The organism is Ruminococcus sp. RTP21484sp1_RTP21277st1_D2_RTP21277_210401 (assembly GCF_040924225.1).
In the GTDB taxonomy this organism is placed as follows: Bacteria; Bacillota; Clostridia; order Lachnospirales; family Lachnospiraceae; genus Blautia_A; species Blautia_A faecis.
In genome coordinates this window covers 1-22971 of record NZ_JBCOMJ010000002.1, presented here as the reverse complement: position 1 = coordinate 22971, position 22971 = coordinate 1, and the positions used below count along the sequence as shown (strand labels likewise).

Annotated in this window: 20 protein-coding genes and 1 other annotated feature; of the genes, 17 read left to right on the top strand and 3 right to left on the bottom strand. The window is 43.6% G+C overall.

Annotated elements, in window-relative coordinates:
* The first annotated feature begins 62 nt into the window (after window positions 1-62).
* From AB5706_RS01320 to thrS, 12 genes are all read left to right on the top strand, one after another.
* Window positions 63-3656 (top strand): DUF5717 family protein, encoded by a 3594-nt coding sequence (locus AB5706_RS01320; RefSeq protein ID WP_368365674.1) that lies wholly within the window; start codon window positions 63-65, stop codon window positions 3654-3656.
* Between the two features lie 4 nt (window positions 3657-3660).
* Window positions 3661-4938: a DUF5716 family protein gene (locus tag AB5706_RS01315; RefSeq protein WP_148461294.1), complete on the top strand. Its 1278-nt coding sequence runs from the start codon at window positions 3661-3663 to the stop codon at window positions 4936-4938.
* A 12-nt stretch (window positions 4939-4950) separates the two neighbouring features.
* Window positions 4951-5733 (top strand): hypothetical protein, encoded by a 783-nt coding sequence (locus tag AB5706_RS01310; protein WP_173770627.1) that lies wholly within the window; start codon window positions 4951-4953, stop codon window positions 5731-5733.
* 132 nt (window positions 5734-5865) lie between these two features.
* The gene (locus AB5706_RS01305) at window positions 5866-6753 is read left to right on the top strand and encodes an amino acid ABC transporter substrate-binding protein (protein WP_368365673.1); all 888 of its coding nucleotides are present in this window, start codon (window positions 5866-5868) and stop codon (window positions 6751-6753) included.
* A gap of 186 nt (window positions 6754-6939) precedes the next feature.
* Window positions 6940-7590: an amino acid ABC transporter permease gene (locus AB5706_RS01300; protein WP_173716412.1), complete on the top strand. Its 651-nt coding sequence runs from the start codon at window positions 6940-6942 to the stop codon at window positions 7588-7590.
* Between the two features lie 70 nt (window positions 7591-7660).
* The gene (locus tag AB5706_RS01295; RefSeq protein ID WP_118578519.1) at window positions 7661-8353 is read left to right on the top strand and encodes an amino acid ABC transporter ATP-binding protein; all 693 of its coding nucleotides are present in this window, start codon (window positions 7661-7663) and stop codon (window positions 8351-8353) included.
* A 96-nt stretch (window positions 8354-8449) separates the two neighbouring features.
* Window positions 8450-9883: an adenylosuccinate lyase gene (gene purB, locus AB5706_RS01290; protein ID WP_118578518.1), complete on the top strand. Its 1434-nt coding sequence runs from the start codon at window positions 8450-8452 to the stop codon at window positions 9881-9883.
* A gap of 61 nt (window positions 9884-9944) precedes the next feature.
* Window positions 9945-11225 carry an adenylosuccinate synthase gene (locus AB5706_RS01285; protein ID WP_118578517.1) on the top strand — a complete coding sequence of 427 codons (1281 nt, stop codon included), beginning with the start codon at window positions 9945-9947 and terminating at the stop codon, window positions 11223-11225.
* A 320-nt stretch (window positions 11226-11545) separates the two neighbouring features.
* Complete coding sequence (locus AB5706_RS01280; protein WP_173770625.1) at window positions 11546-12367, top strand: HAD family hydrolase; 822 nt, start codon at window positions 11546-11548, stop codon at window positions 12365-12367.
* Between the two features lie 347 nt (window positions 12368-12714).
* On the top strand, window positions 12715-13230 hold the full coding sequence (locus AB5706_RS01275) for an SEC-C metal-binding domain-containing protein (protein WP_118578503.1): 516 nt from the start codon (window positions 12715-12717) through the stop codon (window positions 13228-13230).
* 206 nt (window positions 13231-13436) lie between these two features.
* Window positions 13437-14183 carry a YdcF family protein gene (locus tag AB5706_RS01270; RefSeq protein ID WP_173770624.1) on the top strand — a complete coding sequence of 249 codons (747 nt, stop codon included), beginning with the start codon at window positions 13437-13439 and terminating at the stop codon, window positions 14181-14183.
* Between the two features lie 72 nt (window positions 14184-14255).
* Window positions 14256-14463: a binding site (T-box leader), on the top strand.
* Between the two features lie 214 nt (window positions 14464-14677).
* A complete protein-coding gene (thrS, locus tag AB5706_RS01265; RefSeq protein ID WP_347709132.1) occupies window positions 14678-16615 on the top strand; it encodes a threonine--tRNA ligase in 1938 nt (645 codons plus the stop codon).
* 172 nt (window positions 16616-16787) lie between these two features.
* On the opposite strand, the gene AB5706_RS01260 is transcribed toward thrS, so the two are convergent.
* Complete coding sequence (locus AB5706_RS01260; RefSeq protein ID WP_118578501.1) at window positions 16788-17657, bottom strand: shikimate dehydrogenase; 870 nt, start codon at window positions 17655-17657, stop codon at window positions 16788-16790.
* Window positions 17654-17854, bottom strand: coding sequence for a DUF6783 domain-containing protein (locus AB5706_RS01255; RefSeq protein WP_306467801.1), 201 nt, complete (start codon window positions 17852-17854; stop codon window positions 17654-17656). The genes AB5706_RS01260 and AB5706_RS01255 overlap by 4 nt, the downstream gene beginning before the upstream one ends.
* Here AB5706_RS01255 and AB5706_RS01250 point away from each other — a divergent pair.
* The 5 genes from AB5706_RS01250 (at window position 17774) to AB5706_RS01230 (ending at window position 21359) form a co-directional block, all read left to right on the top strand.
* Complete coding sequence (locus AB5706_RS01250) at window positions 17774-18157, top strand: DUF6783 domain-containing protein (RefSeq protein WP_308768491.1); 384 nt, start codon at window positions 17774-17776, stop codon at window positions 18155-18157. The two genes, AB5706_RS01255 and AB5706_RS01250, sit on opposite strands and share 81 nt — an antisense overlap.
* On the top strand, window positions 18042-18779 hold the full coding sequence (gene aroD, locus AB5706_RS01245; protein WP_308768490.1) for a type I 3-dehydroquinate dehydratase: 738 nt from the start codon (window positions 18042-18044) through the stop codon (window positions 18777-18779). The genes AB5706_RS01250 and aroD overlap by 116 nt, the downstream gene beginning before the upstream one ends.
* Before the next feature lie 250 nt (window positions 18780-19029).
* Entirely contained in the window at window positions 19030-19875 is an 846-nt protein-coding gene (locus AB5706_RS01240) for a sigma-E processing peptidase SpoIIGA (protein ID WP_173772879.1), read from the top strand.
* Window positions 19876-19932: 57 nt separating this feature from the next.
* Window positions 19933-20619: an RNA polymerase sporulation sigma factor SigE gene (sigE, locus tag AB5706_RS01235; protein ID WP_173772878.1), complete on the top strand. Its 687-nt coding sequence runs from the start codon at window positions 19933-19935 to the stop codon at window positions 20617-20619.
* A gap of 308 nt (window positions 20620-20927) precedes the next feature.
* Window positions 20928-21359: a hypothetical protein gene (locus AB5706_RS01230; protein WP_118584315.1), complete on the top strand. Its 432-nt coding sequence runs from the start codon at window positions 20928-20930 to the stop codon at window positions 21357-21359.
* Between the two features lie 107 nt (window positions 21360-21466).
* Here the strand turns inward: AB5706_RS01230 and AB5706_RS01225 are convergent, their stop codons facing one another.
* The gene (locus AB5706_RS01225) at window positions 21467-22351 is read right to left on the bottom strand and encodes a hypothetical protein (RefSeq protein ID WP_148463753.1); all 885 of its coding nucleotides are present in this window, start codon (window positions 22349-22351) and stop codon (window positions 21467-21469) included.
* Between the last annotated feature and the right edge of the window lie 620 nt (window positions 22352-22971).

Here is a 22971-nt window from a genome sequence, read left to right as displayed (position 1 = left end):
GGCGTGTTGCTGTGAAGGTTGTGGACAGTAACAAGAACACGAAAGACGTAAGGTGAATGATTTTGAAAAAAAAGATCGAACAGCTTTTAAACGGAAAGTTTGAATATGAACAGCCCCAGCTCCTTTTTTCCAAGGAGAAGATTTCCCTGACCATGAAAGCAGGGGAGACGAAGAGAGGGGAAGTGTACGTTGGAACAGAAGATAATCAGAAGATACGCGGTTATGTTACTTCCTCCAGCCGCCGGGTGGTACCGGGAATGGACCATATTTCAGGAACTACTGTGCGTCTCCCCCTTGGAATTGATACGGTAGGACTTGCCCCAGGAGAAAATCTGAAGGGATGGCTGTGTTTTACTACAAATATTGGAGAGACCCGTCTTCCTTTTGAAATTGAGATCGAGAAAGAGGAAATACGCAGCTTTTCAGGTGTGGTAGGGAATCTGGATGAATTTGTAAAAGTTGCCCGGGACGATTTTAAAGAGGCATTCCGTATTTTTAAAGATGCCAGCTTCGCCAGAATTCTGGAAAATGAGGGTCAGAAGATCCAGACACTTTATTATGGTTTGTCCAGACAACCGGTGACGTATCAGCATCTGGAAGAATTTCTCATTGCCGCCGGCAAGAAGGAAAAAGTAACCATAAGTGCCAGAGAGGTGGGCAAAGAATACTATGAACTGAAAGACTCTTTGAAAGAATCTTTTTACATTCAGAGAAGCGGATGGGGACATCTGCGCCTTGATGTGGAAGCAGTTGGAGATTTTCTGGAAGTTCCCCGCAAGGTGGTAACAGACGAAGATTTTATTGGCAGCCATTATGAAGTGGAATATCTGGTGCACAAGGAGAAATTAAGACAAGGCAATCAGTTTGGCAAAATTGTAGTAAAAAGCCCTTATCAGGAGATTACTTATACCATTGTTGCATCCACAAGTGGTAAATTGGATGTAGATATCCGCCTGACTCAGGAGAAGAGTAAACTGGATCTTCAAAAAGACTGTCTGGCCTACTTGTGCTATGAGACTGCTGTGGCAAGTTGTCTTGCGGGAAAGGAGAATCCAGGGGTCAACAGCTGGATGGATTTTTCCACCTGGAGTGCAAGCAGCCACTATATTCTGAACCAGCTTCACCAGTCCGGATGTGATTATCCGGAATACCAGATGTATGAGGCCTTTCTTCTTTACATGGAGAACCATCATGAGGAAGCAAGAGTTCTTCTGGAAAGCTATCAGGATAAATCCTATACAAGAGATGATCTGGAGTTTGCTGGAATTTATCTGTATCTGTGCACGCTTACCGGTTTATATAAGGACAAGGTTCACGCCCTGTCCAGAATCCGCAATTTTTACATGCAAAAAAGTGACAGTTTTCCGCTTTTATGGATCCTGCTGAAGCTGGATCCTGCATACAAGGAGACTCCGTCCAAGGCATTATTTGTGCTGGAAGAGCAGTTTGGCAAGGGCTGCAGGAGTCCGTTCCTCTATCTGGAAGCATGGAAGATCATCTGCAAGGACATGACTCTTCTTCACAGGCTGAACAGCTTCTGGGGACAGGTATTCCGCTTCGCGGCAAGAAGAAACCTTCTTACAGAGGAGCTGGTAATGCGTCTTGCATATCTTTCTGGGTATGAGAAAGATTATAACGAAAGTATTTATCAGGCATTGGCAAAGGGCTATGAACAGTATTCTTCAGAGGATACCCTGGAAGCCATCTGCAAATATGTGATGAAGGGAAACCCAAGAAAGACCGAATATTTCCGCTGGTTTTCCCTGGCAGTGGAGCATGGGCTGCGTCTTACAAGACTTTATGAGTATTATGTGGAGACTATGGACACTTCCAGACGGATTGAGCTTCCAAAGGCTCTTCTCATGTATTTTACTTACAACAGCGATTCCCTTGGAGATTCCAAGCGGGCATTTATTTATTCCTGCATTATTGCAAATAAGGAAAAAGAGCCGGCAGCATACCAGCGCTATATGTCAGGTATGCGGGATTTCGCCAGGAAAAAACTGGCTGAGGGCAAAATGAATGAGAGCTATGCTGTCTTATATCAGGAGTTTCTGATGGAGCCTCGCACAAAAGAGGCGGCAGATTCCATTGCGCAGAAAATGTTTACCCACCGCCTTTATTTTGATGATAAAAAAGTCCGCTATGTGATCGTTCGTCACAGTCAGATGGAATCAGAGGAGACTTATACCTGTGTTCAGGGCGTAGCTTATCCAAGAATTTATACAGAAGATGCTGCTATCCTTTTTCAGGATGACAAGCAGCGCAGATACAGTGCTACTGTAGATTACAGCTTGAAGAAGACCATGGATGAGGATGGGGCAGTGAGAAAAGTTCTTGCCCTTGGCGTGGACGAGCCAGGTGTACTTCTTCATTATTGCGAAAGCCATGAACTGGACAAAGATAATCTAGATATTTTTCAAAGACTAGTCAAATCCGATGCTTTTTGCATGGAGTATAAGCAGAAGGTACGTCGCAGGATTCTGGATTATTATGCAGAGCATGTATTTGGCGAAGATCTGGATCAATATTTAAAGCAGATGGATTACCAGGAATACGCCCGTGTGGACAGGCAGAAGCTTCTGGTGGTTCTTATAAGCCGCGGTCTTTTTTCCCAGGCACAGGCCATTGTGGAGGAATTCGGCTATGAGGGCGTGGACATGCGAAGCCTTTTGAAACTGGTAAGCCGCATGATCGTGCGCTGCGACATGCTGGAAGATGAGGAACTTCTGGCTTTGGCATCTGATGTTTACAGAAATGGATTTTATGATGAGGTGATCCTCACATATCTTATGAAATATCGTTTTGGACCTGTGGATGAAATGTTTTCCATCTGGAAAAGTGCTGTGGGATTTGAAATGGATACCTATGATCTGGAGGAAAAAATCCTTCAGCTTCTTATGTTTACCACGGATTACCGCAAGGAGGGAGAGCATGTTCTGGAATCCTACATTCGCCATTCCGGAAGGGAGTGGATCGTAAGCGGATATCTGACCCATGTTTCCTATGGCATTTTTGTAAAAGAATACACCATGAGTCCTTTTGTGAAAAACTGTCTGTTGAATGCATATATGCAGAAATGGATGGTAAATGAAGTCTGCTATCTGGCTTTGTTTAAAGAGCTTTCCAGGGAAAAGAGCAGAAAAGAGGCTCTTCTTTCCATAGAAAAAGAGCTTCTGAAAATGTGCATGGACAAAGAAATGGTATTTTCTTTCTTCCACAGACTTCCACCGGAAATTCTGAGCCTGTATCAGATGGATGATAAAACATGTGTGGAATATCACACCAGCCCGGAGGCGAAGGTAACCCTTGTATATGCTTTGGATACCGGACTTGGACGTGCGCTGGAATATAAGACAGAGCCTCTTAAGAATGTATATGAGGGTATTTTTACCAAGCCGTTTACCATGTTTTACGGGGAAACTTTGCATTATTATTTTTCAGAGGAATGTAATGGACAGACCAAAAGAACGCCGGAGCGGGTACTTGGAATGAGCAAGGTGGAAGGTACACCGTTCAGCAAGTACCAGATGATTAATCAGATTTTGTCTGCGCGGAAACTGGACAAGCATCATGAGGTGAAACAGGGACTGAAGCAGTATTTCCGCCAGGAACAGTATGTAAAAGAAATGTTTGTCATTACAGAAGAGGACTGAATATATGAACGAAATTCGTGATTTGATCATAGGAATTGATTTTGGAAAAGACTATTCCCAGATCTGCTATTATGACCGGAAAGGGGAGGAGCCCTGCTCTGTGTCCATGAAGGTTGGTGCGCAGGAGTTTGAAGCACCTACCTGTATTTGCAGGCGCGGAGAGCATAAAGAGTACACCATTGGTCTTGAGGCAGTTTATTTTGCCCGGGAAAAAGGGGGACAGATGGTAGATGACCTGTATGGAATCTGTAAGAAAGAAGACAGTGTGCAGATTTTGGGAGAACAGGTGGAGCCATGGGAGCTGCTTCAGGTTTTTCTGGAGGGTATGCTGAAATTTCTGGGAGTTGCAGATCTTGTAAAAAACACAAAATGTCTGGTGATCACAAGTCCTGAGCTTGAGGACCCCCAGGTGAAAAATATGGAAAAAGCCTGCCAGGCCATTGGTTTTTCGAAGAATCAGTACATGCTGATAGACCATGGAGAGAGCTTTTATTATTATTCCCTTACCCAGAAAAGAGAGACCTGGAACCGGAGTATCGGCTGGTATTCTTTTCACCAGGATGAAGTGAAGTTTCAGCAGCTGACTATGGACAGCAGCACAAGGCCGGTGCTGGTACGCCTTGAGGAGCCGAAGAAGACGGTCCTCCCATCTCTTACAGCACCTGAAGAAGAGGGAGAGAAGGCCGTGGAAGCCAGAGATGAGGCTTTCCGTGATTTTATTAAGGAGACTCTTGGAACCGGTCTTTTTTCCAGCATTCAGATCACAGGATATGGATTCAGCCCGGATTGGGCGAAAATATCCATTGGAAGCCTTTGCATGCAGCGAAGAAAGGTTTATTATGGAAATAACCTTTTTGCAAAAGGTGCATGTGCAGCTGGAAAGGAGCGCCTTGAGGATAAGATCCTGAAGGGGTACCGTTATATGAGTCCTGCTCTTGTGCTGAAAGATGTGGGAATGGAAATGCGGGTGATGGGTGCACCGGCATATTACCCGCTTATTGAGGCTGGTAAGAACTGGTATGAGTGTAAAGCTGGCTGTGAGCTGATCCTGGATGATATAACAGAGCTCGTTTTTGTTGTTGGAACCTTCGGCGAGAAGCACAAGAAGAAAGTAATTATGGGACTGCCCGGACTTCCTGAGCGTCCCAATAAGACTACAAGACTGTCTCTGGCCCTTGCATATGTGTCACAGAAGAAATGCCGCGTTGTTGTAAAAGATCTTGGATTTGGAGAAATGTTCCCTTCCAGCGGCAAGGTCTGGGACGAACTGGTAGAGTGGTAAAGGAGGCTGGAAATGAGCGGTTATATTTTATGTCAGACAAAAAAGGCGGACAAGCCGTTTTTTGTGGAGAGTATCAATACCAATATTTACTCACTGGAGGAGCTTTGCTACTTTCTGTACCACAATCTTTATCTGGTGGATTCTTCTGTTATAAATGAAAATCTCTGTATCTGGATCAGCGAGGAACTGGATCTGCCAAGGCTGGCAGCCAAGCTACGTCCTCATCTTGGTAAATTTGCCAGTGCGGAGGATGTGCTTTATCCGGTATTTAAGGAGATCAATTATCTTACTTACGATGAGCTGAAGGCATTGAATGTAAAGCTTGCCAAGCTGGATCAGGAGGCACCTCTTCTTCGAAAAAAGAGAAAAGGGGATGCCCTGGTAGCGAATAAGATGTATGTAAGTGCCATCAAGGTGTATCAGCAGCTTCTGAAAAAAGAAGGGCTGGAGCAGATAAGACCGGGACTGACCATGAGTGTGTGGCATAACCTTGGATGTGCGTACAGCTATCTTTTTCAGATGGAGAAAGCAATGGAGTGTTTCTGGGAGGCGTTCCTTACCCAGAGCGATCCTAAGGAGCTGGTTTGCTATCTGCTTGCTTATCGTAGCGTGAAGAAGCCGCAGGAGTATGAGAACAGGCTGAAACAGCTGAATGTATCGGAGGAAGTGAAGGATACTTTAAAAAAGGCATTGGATGAGTTTGCGCAGAAAAAGGAGGTCAGCATAAGACCAGGGAAGGCGGATGAAATGCTGGAGAAGCTGACTGGAGAGTATCATAGGAGCACAGGTTCGTGATGAACCTGTGCTTTTTCTAAAAAACTATATTGACAGAATTACTTTCGTATGCTACCATACAACCATGCTTTAATATGGTAGAGTGAAAACGCACTAAAATAATGAGAATTAGATTTCAGGAGGATAGATATTATGAAAAAAAGAATTCTGGCGATTATGATGAGTGCCTTGATGGCAGCAGGTATCTGCTCTAGTGTAACGGTTTATGCAGATGCCGACAGTAAGACACTGACTGTTGGATTTGATGCAGAGTATCCGCCTTTTGGTTATATGGATGAAAGTGGCGAATATGTTGGTTTTGACCTGGATGTGGCGCAGAAGGTATGTGATAATCTTGGATGGGAGCTTGTAAAGAAGCCGATTAACTGGGATTCCAAGGATATGGAGCTGAATTCCGGAAATATTGACTGTATCTGGAATGGCTTTACCATCAATGGACGTGAGGATGATTATACATGGTCTGATCCATATCTGAATAACGAGCAGGTTATGGTAGTCGCTTCCGATTCCGGAATTGAGACACTGGCAGATCTGGCAGGGAAGAATGTTGTAGTACAGGCTGCATCTGCAGCACTTGATGCTTTGAACAGCGAGGATAACAAAGAACTGACAGACAGTTTTGCATCCCTTACAGAGAATCCGGATTACAATACCACATTTATGAATATTGATTCTGGCGCAGCTGATGCTGTTGCTGTTGATATCGGAGTTGCTAAATATCAGCTGGCTCAGAGAGAAGAGGGTAAATATAAGATCCTTGACGAGCCGATTCAGAGCGAACAGTACGGTATTGGCTTTGCCAAAGGAAACGAGGAGCTTCGTGATACCGTATGGGCTGAGGTTATGAAGCTGTATGATGAGGGCGAGATTGATAAACTGGCTGAGCAGTATGGTGTAGCTGACATGCTTTGCCTGGGAGATGAGGAAGCAGCTGATAAGACAGAAGAGAGCACAGATGCGGCAGAAGAAAATGCAGATTCTGATGAGACAGCTGAGGCTGCTGAGGATGAGGCTGAATAATTCACATAGAATATAAACAAGAATATATGTAAAAAAGAGGGTACCTGGCGCACCCTCTTTTCTTAGCGAGAAGGGGTCTGCTCCAAAAGAAGGAGCTTGATTCGCAGAATGTGAATTATAGAATGAAATGAAACGTGAAATGCGATCCCTTAGAACACAAGTATCAACAGGAGGAACACAGTAACTATGAGTTTTAGTGTAATGTTAAGCCAGCTTGCAAAGGGAATGACCGTAACTACGGAAATTTTCTTTGTAACCCTTATATTTTCCCTGCCACTTGGCCTTCTGGTCTGCTGGGGTAAAATGTCCAAAATAAAGATAATCAGATGGATCGTTTCTGCTTATATCTCCATTATGCGCGGAACACCTCTTATGCTGCAGCTGATGGTAGTATATTTCGGACCATATTTTATTTTTGGAATCCGAATTTCCATGGGTTACAGCCTGATCGCTGTATTTATTGCTTTTGCAATTAATTATGCCGCTTATTTTGCAGAAATCTACCGTGGTGGAATTGAATCCATGCCAGTAGGTCAGTATGAAGCAGCCAGAATCCTTGGCTACTCCAAAGCACAGACCTTCTTCCGCATCATTCTTCCCCAGGTATTTAAACGGATTTTGCCATCTATTACCAACGAAGTAATCACTCTGGTAAAGGATACTTCATTGGCGTTTGTTGTAGCGGTAGCTGAAATGTTCACTTTGGCGAAACAGATTGCCAGCTCTCAGACCACGATGGTGCCGTTTGTGGTAGCGGCTGTATTTTATTATGTATTTAACCTGCTGGTAGCAGTGATCATGGATAAAGTAGAGAAAAAACTGAACTATTACCGCTAATAATTTATCATCAACCTGCAGTGAATATACATTGTAAAACTGTGTGCGGGTAACCAGAAGGAGTCACTATATGAAATTATTTGAAATGAAACACATAAAGAAAAGTTTCGGAGCCCTGGATGTTCTCCGTGACATTTCCCTGGAAGTAGACAAGGGCGAGGTCCTTAGTATTATTGGTCCATCCGGTTCGGGTAAGTCTACATTGCTTCGCTGTGCCACTGGTCTGGAGACCCCAGACGGCGGCGAAATCATCAAAAACGGAAAAATCGGATTGGTTTTCCAGAATTTTAACCTTTTTCCCCATTTTTCTGTGATTAAAAATATTACAGACGCTCCAATTAAGGTACAAAAGAGAGATAAAAAAGAGGTTTATGCGCAGGCAAGGGAGCTTCTTAAGAAAATGGGGCTTTCGGATAAGGAAAATTATTATCCCTACCAGCTTTCCGGCGGACAGCAGCAGCGAGTTTCCATCGCCAGAGCCCTTTGCATGAACCCGGATATTCTTTTCTTCGATGAGCCCACATCTGCTTTGGATCCGGAGCTCACTGGCGAAATCTTGAAAGTAATCAAAGACCTGGCAGCCGAGCATATCACCATGGTGATTGTTACCCACGAGATGAGCTTTGCCCGTGACATCTCCGACCGGATTATCTTTATGGATGACGGTCTGATCGCAGTGGAAGGTACCCCGGAAGAGGTATTTTCATCAGAACATGTAAGAATGAAGGAATTCCTTGGGAAATTCCATCAGGGGCTTGCTTAAAATCTTTGGATGTTATATAATCCCCTTGTATGTGGAAAAAAACAGTTGATCCGCAAAGTGAATGATAAAAACTTACTTAGAAACAGGAGAGAAAGAATGAGTACAGACAGATATACAAGCCCTTTGTCTGAGCGTTATGCCAGCAAGGAAATGCAGTACATTTTTTCACAGGATATGAAATTCCGCACCTGGAGAAGACTCTGGATCGCTCTGGCAGAGACTGAGAAGGAGCTTGGACTGAACATCACCCAGGAACAGATTGATGAACTGAAAGCTCATGCAGACGATATCAACTATGATGTTGCCAAGGCCCGTGAGAAAGAAGTGCGTCACGATGTTATGTCCCATGTATATGCTTACGGTGTGCAGTGCCCGAAAGCAAAGGGAATCATCCACCTGGGAGCAACATCCTGTTATGTAGGAGATAATACAGACATTATTGTTATGACAGAAGCTCTGAAACTGGTTCAGAAGAAACTGGTAAACGTAATTGCAGAGCTTTCCAAGTTCGCTGACAAATATAAAGATCAGCCTACACTTGCATTTACCCATTTCCAGCCTGCACAGCCAACTACCGTTGGAAAGCGTGCCACACTGTGGACACAGGAATTCATGATGGATCTTGAAGATCTGGAATATGTTCTTGGCACCATTAAGCTTCTTGGTTCTAAAGGTACTACAGGTACACAGGCAAGCTTTCTGGAACTGTTTGAAGGAGACCAGGAGACGATCGACAAGATCGATCCGATGATCGCTGCCAAGATGGGATTCAAGGAATGCTATCCGGTATCCGGACAGACCTATTCCCGTAAAGTTGATACCCGTGTTGTCAATGTTCTGGCAGGAATTGCAGCAAGTGCACACAAGATGTCAAACGATATCCGTCTTCTTCAGCATCTGAAAGAAGTAGAGGAGCCATTTGAGAAATCCCAGATCGGATCTTCCGCTATGGCTTATAAGAGAAACCCGATGAGAAGTGAGCGTATTGCTTCCCTTTCCAGATATGTGATGGTAGATGCCCTAAATCCAGCCATCACCTCTGCTACCCAGTGGTTTGAGAGAACCCTGGATGACTCCGCCAACAAGCGTCTTTCCGTACCGGAAGGCTTCCTTGCAATTGACGGAATCCTGGATCTGTGCCTGAATGTTGTAGATGGCCTTGTGGTTTATCCGAAGGTTATCGAGAAACACATGATGGCTGAGCTGCCATTTATGGCAACTGAGAACATTATGATGGACGCAGTAAAAGCAGGTGGAGACCGTCAGGAGCTTCATGAGCGCATCCGTGAGCTTTCCATGGAAGCAGGCAGGAATGTTAAGGTAGAAGGTAAGGACAACAACCTTCTTGAGCTGATCGCAGCCGATCCGGCATTTAACCTGACTCTGGAAGAGCTTCAGAAAACCATGGATCCGAAGAAATATGTGGGACGTGCCAAAGAGCAGACCGAAAGCTTTATTGCAAAAGTTGTAAATCCGGTTCTGGATTCCCACAAGGAAATGCTTGGAATGACAGCTGAGATTAATGTATGATAAAAGGTTGTTGTTTTCTTTTTTAATGAAATTCAGATCAGACACAGGAGGAATTTGAGTTATGATCAAAGCAGTAGTTGGAGCAAACTGGGGAGATGAAGGTAAGGGTAAAATTACCGACATGCTTGCTGAGAAAGCTGATATTATCGTTAGATTCCAGGGTGGTGCAAATGCAGGACATACCATTGTAAACGACTATGGTAAATTCGCACTTCACACTCTGCCGTCAGGTGTATTTTACGGACACACCACAAGTGTGATCGGCAACGGTGTTGCACTGAATATCCCTGTATTTTTCAAAGAATACAATGAGGTTGTAAGCAAAGGTGTTCCGGCACCGAAGATTCTGATCTCTGACAGAGCACAGATGGTTATGCCGTACCACATTCTGTTTGACCAGTATGAGGAAGAGCGTCTGGGAGGCAAATCTTTCGGTTCTACTAAATCCGGTATCGCACCTTTCTATTCTGACAAATATGCAAAAATCGGTTTTCAGGTAAATGAGCTTTTTGACGAGGATCGCCTGAAGGAGAAATTGGCAAGCGTTTGTGAAACTAAGAACGTTCTTCTTGAGCACTTATACCACAAACCGCTTCTGAACGTTGATGAGCTTTTTGCAGAGCTGATGGAATACAAGAAAATGGTTGCACCATATGTATGCGACGTTTCCTTGTATCTGAATAATGCACTGAAAGAGGGCAAGGAGATCCTTCTTGAGGGACAGCTTGGAACTTTGAAAGACCCTGACCATGGTATTTACCCAATGGTTACCTCTTCTTCCACACTGGCAGCATATGGTGCAATCGGAGCAGGTGTGCCTCCATATGAGATCCAGAAGATTGTTGTTGTAAGCAAGGCTTATTCCAGCGCAGTAGGTGCCGGTGCATTTGTTTCCGAGATTTTCGGAGAAGAGGCTGACGAGCTTAGAAGACGCGGTGGTGATGGCGGAGAATACGGCGCTACCACTGGACGTCCGAGACGTATGGGATGGTATGACTGTGTTGCATCTAAATACGGCTGCCGTCTTCAGGGTGCTACAGATGTGGCATTTACAGTACTTGACGTACTTGGCTATCTGGATGAGATCCCGGTTTGTGTTGCTTACGATATCGACGGAGAGATTACCACAGACTTCCCGACCACAGCCAGACTTGAGAAAGCAAAACCGGTGATCGAGAAGCTTCCAGGATGGAAATGCGATATCCGTGGAATAAAGAACTATGAGGATCTTCCGGAGAATTGCAGAAAATACATCGAATTCATCGAGGAGAAGATCGGATACCCGATCACCATGGTTTCCAACGGACCAGGAAGAAACGATATTATTTACAGAAATAAATAATTGGGAAAAAAGAGGCTGCGTATCAGACGCTTGTGAGTAAGAATACATTACTGGTTACAGAGTGATCGGTAATTGAAATGTGACTGCGCCGGAGGTTCTCTCCGGCGTAAGTTGTATCTAGTACATCGAATATTAAGTAACTGCCCTATTGACTTGTCTGATTTTTCATCTGCTGCGTTGTCGTCGGTCGCTGTAGCCACCGCTACGCCTCTTTCCTCCGCCTTGCATATGAAGAAATCATCTTGCGCCAATATAGCAGAAACTTAATTTTCGATGTACTAGATGATAAAAAGAAAACGAATTTTATAAAGGAACAAAGAATGAAAAATTTTAAACGTGCAGCTGCCATTCTTGGAGTGGCAGTTTTACTGGCAGTGTGCTGTCTTCCCATGATTTTTGCATTTGGAAGCGGTGAGAATGCCCAGGGTAATTTTAAGGCAGCAGTAGGTACTGTAATTCTGGTGCCAGTGCTGGCTTATGTATTTCTTATGGTTTATAAACTTTTGAAGAAAGAGGAAAAGGAGGTCGCAGGCGAAGTGAAAAACATAATTTTTGATGTGGGACAGGTTCTGGTTTCCTATGATTGGGAAAGCTATCTGAAAGCGTTCCACTTTTCGGCAGAAGAAGAGAAGCTGATTGCTGAGAAGGTTTTTAAGAGCCAGATCTGGAATGAGCGTGACCGTGGCCTGTTTCCTGAAGAAGAATACCGGAAACAGTTTATCGCAGAACTTCCGGCCGAGTACGAAGCGGATGTAAAGCGTGTGATCGAAGAATCAGGAAAAACAATTGGAATTAAGGATTACGCCGAAACCTGGACCAGCTATCTGAAAAGCCAGGGCTATCATCTGTACATTCTGTCAAACTACAGCCAATTCATGCTGGATCAGACAAGACCAGGTAAAATGCCTTTTCTGAAAAATATGGATGGTGTGATTTTCTCCTGTGAGGTTCAGCAGATCAAACCGGAGGCTGATATTTATGAGACACTTCTTTCCAGATTCGGTTTAAAACCGGAGGAGAGCGTTTTCCTGGATGACCGCCCGGAGAACTGCGAGGCTGCAAGAAAGCTTGGTATTCATGCCATTGAATTCCATAATCTGAAGCAGGCGGCAAAGGAACTGGAGAAGCTTGGAGTAAAATAGAAAAAAACAGCAAAACAGGAAAGTTAACGCCCCGGCTTCAGCTAGTACTTCAGAAGCCGGGGCGTTTCGGGGAGGATATAAGTTAATCTCGCTTATCTTTTGTAATGCGTCATCATTGAAGGGGGTTCAATGAATTTGTTGGTTCATTTTACTGAACACTCATAGTATGAACCTGTCACTGGCTTTTTATACATATGTTACAGAAAAATAGTATGAATTTTATGGAAAATCTGCAAGAAAATTTTGGAAAAAAAATAAGATTTGTGTTTTTCGGTAAAAGATGGTATAATAAATTTCAGCTGTAAAACGGCATAATTACGAAATTTTGTTGAAAAGAGGAATAAGAAATGAGCGACAAGACCATTTTAGAGCAGTGGCGTGCCATTGCCTATGACCAGCAGGCAGATCGTAATAAACTTCAGCAGTTCTGGGCAAAATATTTTAACATTGAGAAGAACATTTATGCACAGCTTCTTGAGAATCCGGACGAAGTAGTTACTGGTACAGTTAAAGAGCTGGCTGAGAAATATAATCAGGAAGTGCTCACCATGGTTGGTTTCCTTGATGGAATCAATGACAGCCTTAAGGTTCAGAACCCGATCGAGACTATGGATGAGAATACTACCGTAAGTCTTTGCTTTGACAAAGAGCTTCTTTACAAGAACATGGTAGACGCTAAAGCTGACTGGCTTTATAATCTTCCACAGTGGGACAAGATCTTTACCCCGGAGAAACGTAAAGAGCTTTATCTTGAGCAGAAGAAATCCGGTACTGTTGTTAAGGCACACAAGATCGGACGTAACGATCCGTGTCCATGCGGAAGCGGAAAGAAATATAAATTCTGCTGCGGTAGAAACAAATAATAAAATGTGAATATAGACCGGGATCCGGTGGATTCCGGCTGTGGGACGGATTGCAATGGTGGATGGCTGCCAGGCAATCCGTTTCGTGTATATTTATAGGAAAATTAGTTGATTTATGAGTTCTACAAGTATGAATCAGTTTGCTTTGTGCGAGTAATGAGTGAAACACGCAGAGTGGATTTGAATTTAGAAAGAGAGAAGAGAATTTGAGTTTATTTTGTTTTTGCGCCGGGATTTTAAGCCTGGCTTATTATGTGCTGATCGTGGTATATGCTGGTATTACAGCTGATTTTGCCTGGTTCTGGGTACTGCTTACAGCGGTTCTGGAAGGCGGCGCAGTACTGATCCGCTATGGCAGAAATCATCCGGGAATTTTCCCTGGATGGCTGGGAACTGTGATCATGGTGGCTGTGCTGATCGGAATTGTCTGTTTTGGATTTATCTGCAGCCGTGTAATTTCCGGAATGAAGTCTTCCGGGAAAAAGAACCTGGATTATGTAGTTGTGTTAGGTGCTCATGTAAAAGGCGATGTACCATCCAAGGCTTTGGAGCTTCGTCTGAAGGCGGCACTGAAATATGCCAGGGAGAATGAAGATACCACGCTGATCCTTTCCGGCGGACAGGGCTTGGGGGAGGATATTACGGAAGCAAAATGTATGGAGAATTATCTGACAGCGCATGGTATTTCACAGGAGCGGCTGGTGTTGGAAGAGAAGTCTACAAGCACGAAAGAAAATCTGAAATTTTCCGATGAGCTTACCGGGTGCAGTAAGAAAAATACGGGAATATTGTCAAATAATTTTCACGTGTACCGGGCAGTAAAATTGGCGGAAAAGCAGGGATATAAACATCCTTATGGAATTGCGGCGGTATCAGATCCTATTATGCAGGTGCATTATGTGGTGCGGGAAGTAGCAGCACTTGTAAAAGAAAAACTTCGGGGAAATATCTAATTTTTTATCATCTTTATTTTGCAGATTATTGACAAACCCAAAACCCAAGGCTATAATGGGACACAGTGATAAGAAAACACGTTGACGAGAAGAGTAAACTGTGGAATGTTTCAGAGAGAGGCAGGCGGCTGGAAATGCCTTATCAGGAAACAGTTGAAAACTACCTCCGAGTGGCCCTAATCCGGTCCGGTGATTCCGTTACCATCAAATAAGTGGCCTGGTTTACAGATACGTATGCTATGGCAAGCAGGGTGGAACCGCGAGTATATTCGTCCCTTACAGTGTGAGAGCATTGTAAGGGGCTTTTGTTTTTCACGAGCAATGAGTTAAAGTCCACGTTTGTGTGTGACCTTGGAGACTGCAGCTCGTCTCGTCCCTGCATGGGAGTACAGAAAATGTTTGATTTTCAGTGCTCAGTCAAACGTTACCATACGTTTTTCGTATCAGACAGTTTCCTGCCGGATACAGTTTCAGAAAAAGAAAAGGAGACACGAATCATGATTATCACATTAAAAGACGGTTCTAAAAAAGAATACGCAGAAGCAAAATCCGTTATCGACATTGCGGCTGATATCAGCGAAGGCCTTGCAAGAGTTGCATGTGCAGGAGAGGTTGACGGAGAAGTTGTTGACCTTAGACATGTAGTTGACAAGGACTGCGAGTTAAGCATCCTGACATTTGAGGATGAGGGTGGAAAAGGCGCTTTCCGTCACACCACATCCCACATTATGGCACAGGCAATCAAGAGACTGTACCCGGATGTAAAGCTTGCAATCGGACCATCTATTGCAGACGGATTTTATTATGATATTGACAGCGAGAACCCGATCACTACAGAGGATCTTGCAAAGATCGAAGTTGAGATGAAGAAAGTGGTAAAGGAAGCACTTCCGATTACCCGTTTTACCAAATCCAGAGAAGAAGCGATCGCATTCTTCAAAGAGAAAAATGAGCCATATAAAGTGGAGCTTATCGAAGATCTTCCAGAAGATGCTGAGATCAGCTTTTATCAGCAGGGTGAGTTTGTTGACCTTTGTGCAGGACCTCACCTTATGACAACCAAACCGGTAAAAGCATTTAAGCTTACCAGCATTGCAGGTGCTTACTGGAGAGGAAGCGAGAAGAATAAAATGCTTACCAGAATCTACGGAACTTCTTTCACAAAGAAAGCAGATCTGGAAGAATATATTACCCGTATGGAAGAGGCGAAGAAACGTGACCACAGAAAGCTTGGTAAAGAGCTTGGTCTGTTCATGATGAGCGACGAAGGTCCTGGATTCCCGTTCTTCCTTCCTAAGGGAATGGTTCTGAAGAATACTCTTCTTGATTACTGGAGAGAAATCCATCAGAAAGCAGGATATGTTGAGATTTCCACACCGATCATGCTGGCACGTCATCTTTGGGAGACATCCGGACACTGGGATCATTACAAAGAAAATATGTATACAACTGTAATTGACGATCAGGATTTTGCAATCAAGCCAATGAACTGTCCGGGAGGTATTCTTGTATACCAGTCAGAACCACGTTCTTACCGTGATCTGCCGCTTCGTATGGGTGAGCTTGGTCTGGTACATCGTCATGAAAAATCCGGACAGCTTCACGGACTTATGCGTGTACGCTGCTTTACACAGGATGATGCCCATATCTTTATGATGCCGGAGCAGATCCGTGAGGAGATCAAAGGGGTTGCAAAACTGATTGACGAGGTATATCAGCTGTTTGGTTTCAAATATCACGTAGAGCTTTCCACACGTCCGGAAGATTCCATGGGAAGTGATGAGGACTGGGAGATGGCTACAGACGCTCTTCGCGGAGCTCTTGACGACCTCGGGCTTAATTATGTAGTAAATGAGGGAGACGGAGCGTTCTACGGACCGAAGATTGACTTCCATCTTGAGGACTCCATCGGAAGAACCTGGCAGTGTGGTACTATCCAGCTTGATTTTCAGCTTCCGCTCCGTTTTAATTGTGAATATGTTGGTGCTGACGGCGAGAAACATCGTCCGATCATGATCCACCGTGTTGCTTTTGGATCCATCGAGCGTTTTATCGGTATTTTGATCGAGCATTTTGCAGGTGCATTCCCAACATGGCTTGCTCCTGTACAGGTGAAAGTGCTTCCGATTTCTGATAAATATATGGATTATGCAGAAAAGGTTGTAAACGAGCTGAAAGAGTCTGGTATTCGTGTCGAAATTGATACCCGTGCTGAGAAAATCGGTTACAAGATCCGTGAGGCAAGACTTCAGAAGATTCCTTATATGCTGGTTGTTGGTGCCAAAGAAGAGGAAGAGGGCAAAGTTTCTGTAAGAAGCCGTTTCCTGGGAGATGAAGGTGCGAAGGATCTTGGAGAATTCATTACTTCTATCAAAGCTGAGATCAAGAGCAGAGAGAATCGTAAGGTAGAGGTTCAGGAAGAGCAGAAATAAGCCGGATTTTCCGAAAAGTTTTAAGTGAATAAATAGGAACGTGATTTCCATATAAAAGAAAGGCGCTGCTGTGAGATGCGGCGCCTTTCTTGAAAATATTAACATTGTTATAAAATATAGCTGGATTAGGTGAAAAAATATATAATCTTGTGAATTATAGCAGATGAATGCATTATTCGGAAAAGTATTTCGCCTTAATTTCCTCCACTGGCATTTCTTTTCCTGTCCACAGACGGAACGCTTCAGCCCCCTGGTAAAGCAGCATATACATACCGTTGAAGGTGCGGCAACCAGCCTCTCTTGCTTCGCGCAAGAATCGTGTCTCACGGGGATTGTAGATCACATCTGACACGATCAGATCCGGATGATAAAGACTGGTATCTTCAATAATGGACCCTTCTGTATCAGGAGCCATCCCCACTGAGGTGGCATTGAGAAGAAGCGCACTCTCGGAGATAGCCTGTGCCAGTTCTTCTTTATCCTTGTTTTCGTGAAGAATGGCCTGGCAGGGAAGAGTGGCGTTGATATTTTCCACCAGCTTCTGTGTGCGGTTCCAGAAACGACTGGTCTCACGGGCAAAAATATGGATTTTTTTTACCCCGTCAAGGGCAGCCTGTGCACAGATGGCAGTAGCTGCACCACCGGCCCCCATGATGGTGATGGTTTTTCCGATCACATCATATCCTGCATCTCTGACAGCCTGCATGTATCCTACACCGTCAGTGTTATAGCCGGTAAGGCGTCCATTGTCATTGACTACGGTGTTCACAGCGCCGATCAGTCGGGCAGCAGGGGAAAGCTCGTCCAGAAGCTCCACGATCTTGTTTTTGTTTGGCATGGTAAGGTTGAAGCCACGGATTCCGCAAGTTTTCAGTCCCATGACAGCAGTTTCCAGATTTTCCTCGTTTACATTGAAGCAAAGATAAGTGTAATCAAGATCAAGAAGATGGAATGCTTCATTGTGCATAAGTGGTGAAATACTGTGTGCCACCGGACTTCCAAGAAGTGCGGTAAGCTGTGTGTGACCGGTAATTGGGATCATAAGGTACCTCCTGAAGTTTCTATTATTTTGAAAGTCCAAGGCAATAGCAGTGACTGATCCGGGGTAGAGCGTGTTTGAAAAATCATTCCCGCAATCTGCACGCCCCACTTTGCGGTATATTTCACCCGAATTCGGTTGCCGTAGCCCGCTACGGCGCCCTCATCCGAGCGAAATCTCCCACAAATTGTGACGCACATCTTGCAGAAAGCCTTTTTCAAACACGCTCTAGTATGAACAGCCTTAAGATATTGGAATATGAACTTTCATTTAGTTTAAAACTGGAAATCATTAAAGCGTTACTAAGTATATATTATTCTATGAGAAAGGAGATGTCAAGAAATGACAAAACCTATTCAGATAAAGAACCTGACCATTGGAGCAGGAATCCCGAAAATCTGCGTTCCTCTTACTGGAACCACCAGAGAAAAAATCTGCCAGGAAGCAGAGGATGCCAAAAAAGCAGCTGCAGATCTGGTGGAATGGCGTGCAGATTTCTTTGAAGAACTGATGAATCCGGAAGCCTGCCAGAATGTGCTTGAAGCGTTGGCAGAAATTCTTGGTGAAACACCACTGCTTTTTACAATCCGGACAAGTGAGGAAGGCGGAAATATTACCATTTCTCTGGAGGATTACGCTGCCTGCAATATAAATATTGCAAAAGGCAAAAAGGCAGACCTGGTTGATGTGGAAGTTATGAGTAATTCGGAAGAGAAGAAAAAGCTGGTGGCAGAGCTTCAAAAAGAAGGAGTCAAAGTGATCGCTTCTTCCCATGATTTCCACAAAACAGACAGTCAGGAGGTTCTTTTAAACCGCTTCCGCGAAATGGAAAAATCAGGCGCTGATATTTTGAAAATGGCGGTAATGCCTCATGGTTTCGAAGACGTGGCAGCAATTATGGAGGCAACAAATGTTATGAGACAGGAGTGCGAAAAGCCTTTGGTATCCATGGCAATGGGAAGTATTGGTTCTATTACCCGAATTTCCGGAGAGAACTTCGGCTCTGGCATTACCTTTGGAACAGTTGGCGCCGCATCTGCACCGGGACAGTTTCCGATTGGAGAACTGAGAAGTCTTCTGGATGCTTTACATGAGAAAAATGAAGAAGACGAATTAAAGCAGTAGAATTAATTTTGCACGAAGCATGAAAAATGAATTGCTTTAATTGAAAATAATATTGACAGAATTAATTTAGAACAAAATAACGAAAAATGGCAGATCATGCTGTCGATTTGGGGCGAGAAATTCTTAGGATTTCCCGCCCCTTTTTGACAAAATCTGCGCCCTCTGTGACCGTATAATGGGTTCACTTACCAAAGTTAAGGATTGACGTTACCGCAAAAGGTAACGGACGACAGGCCACAGGGGGCTTTTTATGTATTATGACGTATACATAGACATCGTCTTTCTGACGAATCTTTTAATGGATTACGTTCTTCTTTGCATTGTAGGAAAGCTTTTCCTGCGAAAAAGAAATCGTGGAAGGATTTTGCTGGCGGCAGCCGTTGGCGCTCTGTTTTCCTGCCTCATTTTATATGTACTGCCGGATATGATTTTTCCTGCAAAGGTACTGCTCCATGGAGGATGTGCCTGGGGCATGCTGGTTCTTGGACTGGATCTTAAGAAAAACGGACTTCTGGTAAAAGCACTGGTGACTGTTTACCTGATGGCTTTTTTCATGGGAGGTCTTATGGAAGCGGCACCTGTAAAAAAGGCGACACCCATACGTTTTTTGATTGTTGCCGCAGGAGCCTACATGGGACTTAGTGCACTGATCTATCTTAGCGATTCTTTCCGTGCCAGATGGAAAAATATTTATCCAGTTACCCTGTCCTATCGGGGAAATGTACAACCGTTTTTCGGGCTTTGGGATACAGGAAATTTTCTTGTAGACCCCATCAGCCAGAAGGAGGTATTTATTATAAAACCGGAGGTTCTGGAAGCATTGCTTCCGCAGGAAAATGCAGACAGGCTGAAACACCTTAAGGAGAACCCAGGGGAGCTGGAAGGTACAGAGCCGGCTGACTTGCATCCGCACTTTTTGCCCTATAAGACAATCGGGGAGGAAGGCGTGCTGTTGGCAGTGGTGTTAGATGACCTTTGTATTCACACTCCCAGGGAGGTGATTCATGTGGCAAATCCGGTGCTGGCGCTGGCCGTGGAACCCTCTGCTTTGGGAAAAGAGTACCAGGTACTGTTGAATTCCAGAATTTTGCATTAGGAGGGGGACTTATTCATGAACAGATCAGCAAGTGCAGCGTATTATCCATTTCAGGTAATGCCCAGATTCCTGCTCGGCAGACAGGGAGAGGTTTATTATATTGGTGGAAGTGATATTCTGCCGCCGCCACTGGAAACACAAAGAGAAGCGAGGATCCTCGAAAAACTGGGTACACCAGAGGAGAAAGAAGCTAAGTCTACCTTGATCGAGCACAATCTTAGGCTGGTGGTCTATATAGCCAAAAAGTTTGATAATACAGGTGTGAGTGTGGAGGATCTGATCTCCATTGGTACGATTGGGCTAATCAAGGCAATCAATACTTTTAACCCGGTAAAAAATATTAAGCTGGCTACGTATGCATCCAGATGTATTGAAAACGAAATTCTTATGTATCTCAGACGTAACAGTAAGACGAAAATGGAGGTTTCCATAGATGAGCCTCTGAATGTGGACTGGGACGGAAACGAGCTTTTGCTTTCCGATATTTTGGGAACGGATGATGATGTGATCTCCCAGAGGCTGGAGAACGAGGTGGAAATCAAGCTTCTGGGAAAAGCAATTTCCAAGCTTTCTCCAAGGGAACAGACGATTATCAAATTGCGGTTCGGGCTTGGAAGGCAGGAGGGAAGGGAGAAAACACAGAAAGAAGTGGCGGACCTTCTGGGGATTTCACAGTCTTATATTTCCAGGCTGGAAAAACGGATCATGAAGAGGCTGAAGAAGGAAATTGTAAAGTATGAGTAAAAGTGAGTAGTTGCAAATTGAAGCTTTGCATGATTTGCTTCTGTTGTCCATACTGTCCAGCCTCTCAAATATTCGTGGCCTCTTTGCCCATGGAAGCATGGTTTGAATGAAATTTTATATCAAAGTAATAAAATGGAGTAAGCAGGCTATGAGGCTGATTTGGAAACTATATTTAACGAAAAGAAGGGCAGAATATGGGCGTGTATTGGAATAATAACGGCAAAAACGGGAATTCTACAATAGACATAGAGGATAGTTTTATTATTTCATATGTAAAGAAATGGATTTACAGTAAAGGAGACACGCTTATGAATGCCGATGTAGAATTTCTAAACTATGTGTATCAGAATTCCCAGATGGGTATAGACACCTTGGAGCAGCTGCTTGAGATCACGGAAGACGAAAAATTGCAGACATATCTGGAAAAGCAGATTGAGGGCTATCGGAAGTTTCATAATGAAGCCAGGGATATTCTGAATCGAAGCGGATATGACGAAAAAGGTCTTGGCACCTTCGAAAAAATCCGCACCTACCTTATGGTTAACCTCCAGACTATGGCCGACGACTCCACCTCCCACATCGCCAAAATGCTGATCCAGGGCAGCAGCATGGGAATTACCGAAGCCGTGAAAAAGCTTCATCAGTACGAAAATGACGTGGAGAAAGACATCAAAAAACTGATGGAACGGCTGCAGGAATTCGAAGAGGAGAATGTGGAGAAGCTGAAGGAATTTCTGTAGGAATTAAGGCGGCGGGGGAGATGCTTCCAGATGAAGGAAGTATTTATCCTCCGCCAGTTTTGCGCAAGGATATTATGAAATTACAATTATTCATAGAAAAAATTAGTTTAAGAATTTTGAGCTATATAGTTGTCTAGATATTCCTGTGCCTGGTTTTCAGAAAACTGAAATTTCGTCATTAGTTTTTGAACAATGGCATCTGAAGAGAGGTTAAATTCCAAACACATTTCAATAGTTGCCTGGATTTTTCCATTCCGTTCTCCGTCTTCATAACCCTCTTCCCGAAACATACGCAAGGTTTTCTCTTCATCATATTCATAAATACTCATAGCTTTCGCCTCCGCTCGGTTCTTTAGTAAAAAATCCCGCAGGATGTTTTCATGGATACATTCGGTAATTGCCTTCTCAACTGCGTCAGTCAGTGGCATTTCAGCAGAATAGGTACGAATGCGAGCAACATATTCGGAGTAATCACGAAGGGTATGACAGGCATTCATTAATTCCTGGTTATGCCCCTTATTGATGTTAAGCATAACCGCTTTCAATTCCAACGCTGGTTGGTCGGTTGTTGGATGAAATAACTCTGAAAGAAGAAATTCTGTCCTGTCTGGCTGCGACTTCACACCATTATAAAAGATTACGAAGGAAGGCAGCGGAATCTGCACTTTCTTGGAACCATATATGTTCATGTCTTTCGTATAGGCTGAATAAATATCTGTTATGTACATGAGAAAGCGTAAAGGCAGGTTGGGATTTACCGTGGACTGTTGTTCATAAAGTGCCAGGCGCATATCAATAATAAAGGAAAGATCATTTTCCATTGTCATGTAGATTGCGTTATCCAATGTAGTAATTGTTAGCATTGCAGGATCATCATAATGAGTTCCGTTAATTGCATTGTAAAGTTTCAGTAATTCTGATTTGTCATTAAAAATCATCTTGTAGAGTCGATCCTTGTAAATACGGTTTACAGGTAAAGATACATTGTTCATAGAAGACCTCCTTATAAAGATGGTGGAAGGCCTCTTAATGTAAATCTCTACATTTTGGTCAGAAACCTTCCTGCTGCTATATGGGAAAAGCATGAGATTTCTGAAGCGGCAGAGCGCCGAAGATACCAGAGATGATATTAAATAGACTTACTGAAATGAAATGCTTTGTTATAGTATAGCTCATGGCGGGCTAAAATGCAAGAAAAAGAGTTCGACATGATTCGACAAATAATTTGAACAAAAAAATATAAACTTTTTTGTAAAAAGTGCTTGACGATTCCTTGCGGCAGTGGTATAGTAAACAAGCTGTCGCAAGGAATTGCTTCTGAAATGCTGAAAAATAAAATAGTTTTCAGAAAATTCGAATTAACTGTTGACAAATGACTGAACTTATGATAAAGTAACCAAGTCGCTTGAACAGAACGACAGAAACAAACAGCTTTAGACAGGATTTTGAAAATCTTAAAAACTTTTGAAAAAAGTGCTTGACAAGATCTGAAAGATATGATAAAGTAAACAGGCTGTCGCAAAGAGATGACAGACAAACAACCTTGATAACTAAACAGTGAAACACATACGATTCTCGAAAATTCTTAACGAATCATCATTCAAATGAATGA

Bases quoted from the DNA above. Each gene is read 5' to 3' on its own strand.
- AB5706_RS01315 (WP_148461294.1), top strand. From the start codon at position 3,661: ATGAACGAAATTCGTGATTTGATCATAGGAATTGATTTTGGAAAAGAC.
- AB5706_RS01310 (WP_173770627.1), top strand. From the start codon at position 4,951: ATGAGCGGTTATATTTTATGTCAGACAAAAAAGGCGGACAAGCCGTTT.
- AB5706_RS01305 (WP_368365673.1), top strand. From the start codon at position 5,866: ATGAAAAAAAGAATTCTGGCGATTATGATGAGTGCCTTGATGGCAGCA.
- AB5706_RS01300 (WP_173716412.1), top strand. From the start codon at position 6,940: ATGAGTTTTAGTGTAATGTTAAGCCAGCTTGCAAAGGGAATGACCGTA.
- AB5706_RS01295 (WP_118578519.1), top strand. From the start codon at position 7,661: ATGAAATTATTTGAAATGAAACACATAAAGAAAAGTTTCGGAGCCCTG.
- purB (WP_118578518.1), top strand. From the start codon at position 8,450: ATGAGTACAGACAGATATACAAGCCCTTTGTCTGAGCGTTATGCCAGC.
- AB5706_RS01285 (WP_118578517.1), top strand. From the start codon at position 9,945: ATGATCAAAGCAGTAGTTGGAGCAAACTGGGGAGATGAAGGTAAGGGT.
- AB5706_RS01280 (WP_173770625.1), top strand. From the start codon at position 11,546: ATGAAAAATTTTAAACGTGCAGCTGCCATTCTTGGAGTGGCAGTTTTA.
- AB5706_RS01275 (WP_118578503.1), top strand. From the start codon at position 12,715: ATGAGCGACAAGACCATTTTAGAGCAGTGGCGTGCCATTGCCTATGAC.
- AB5706_RS01260 (WP_118578501.1), bottom strand. From the start codon at position 17,657: ATGATCCCAATTACCGGTCACACACAGCTTACCGCACTTCTTGGAAGT.
- AB5706_RS01255 (WP_306467801.1), bottom strand. From the start codon at position 17,854: ATGTGCGTCACAATTTGTGGGAGATTTCGCTCGGATGAGGGCGCCGTA.
- AB5706_RS01240 (WP_173772879.1), top strand. From the start codon at position 19,030: ATGTATTATGACGTATACATAGACATCGTCTTTCTGACGAATCTTTTA.
- sigE (WP_173772878.1), top strand. From the start codon at position 19,933: ATGCCCAGATTCCTGCTCGGCAGACAGGGAGAGGTTTATTATATTGGT.
- AB5706_RS01230 (WP_118584315.1), top strand. From the start codon at position 20,928: ATGAATGCCGATGTAGAATTTCTAAACTATGTGTATCAGAATTCCCAG.
- AB5706_RS01225 (WP_148463753.1), bottom strand. From the start codon at position 22,351: ATGAACAATGTATCTTTACCTGTAAACCGTATTTACAAGGATCGACTC.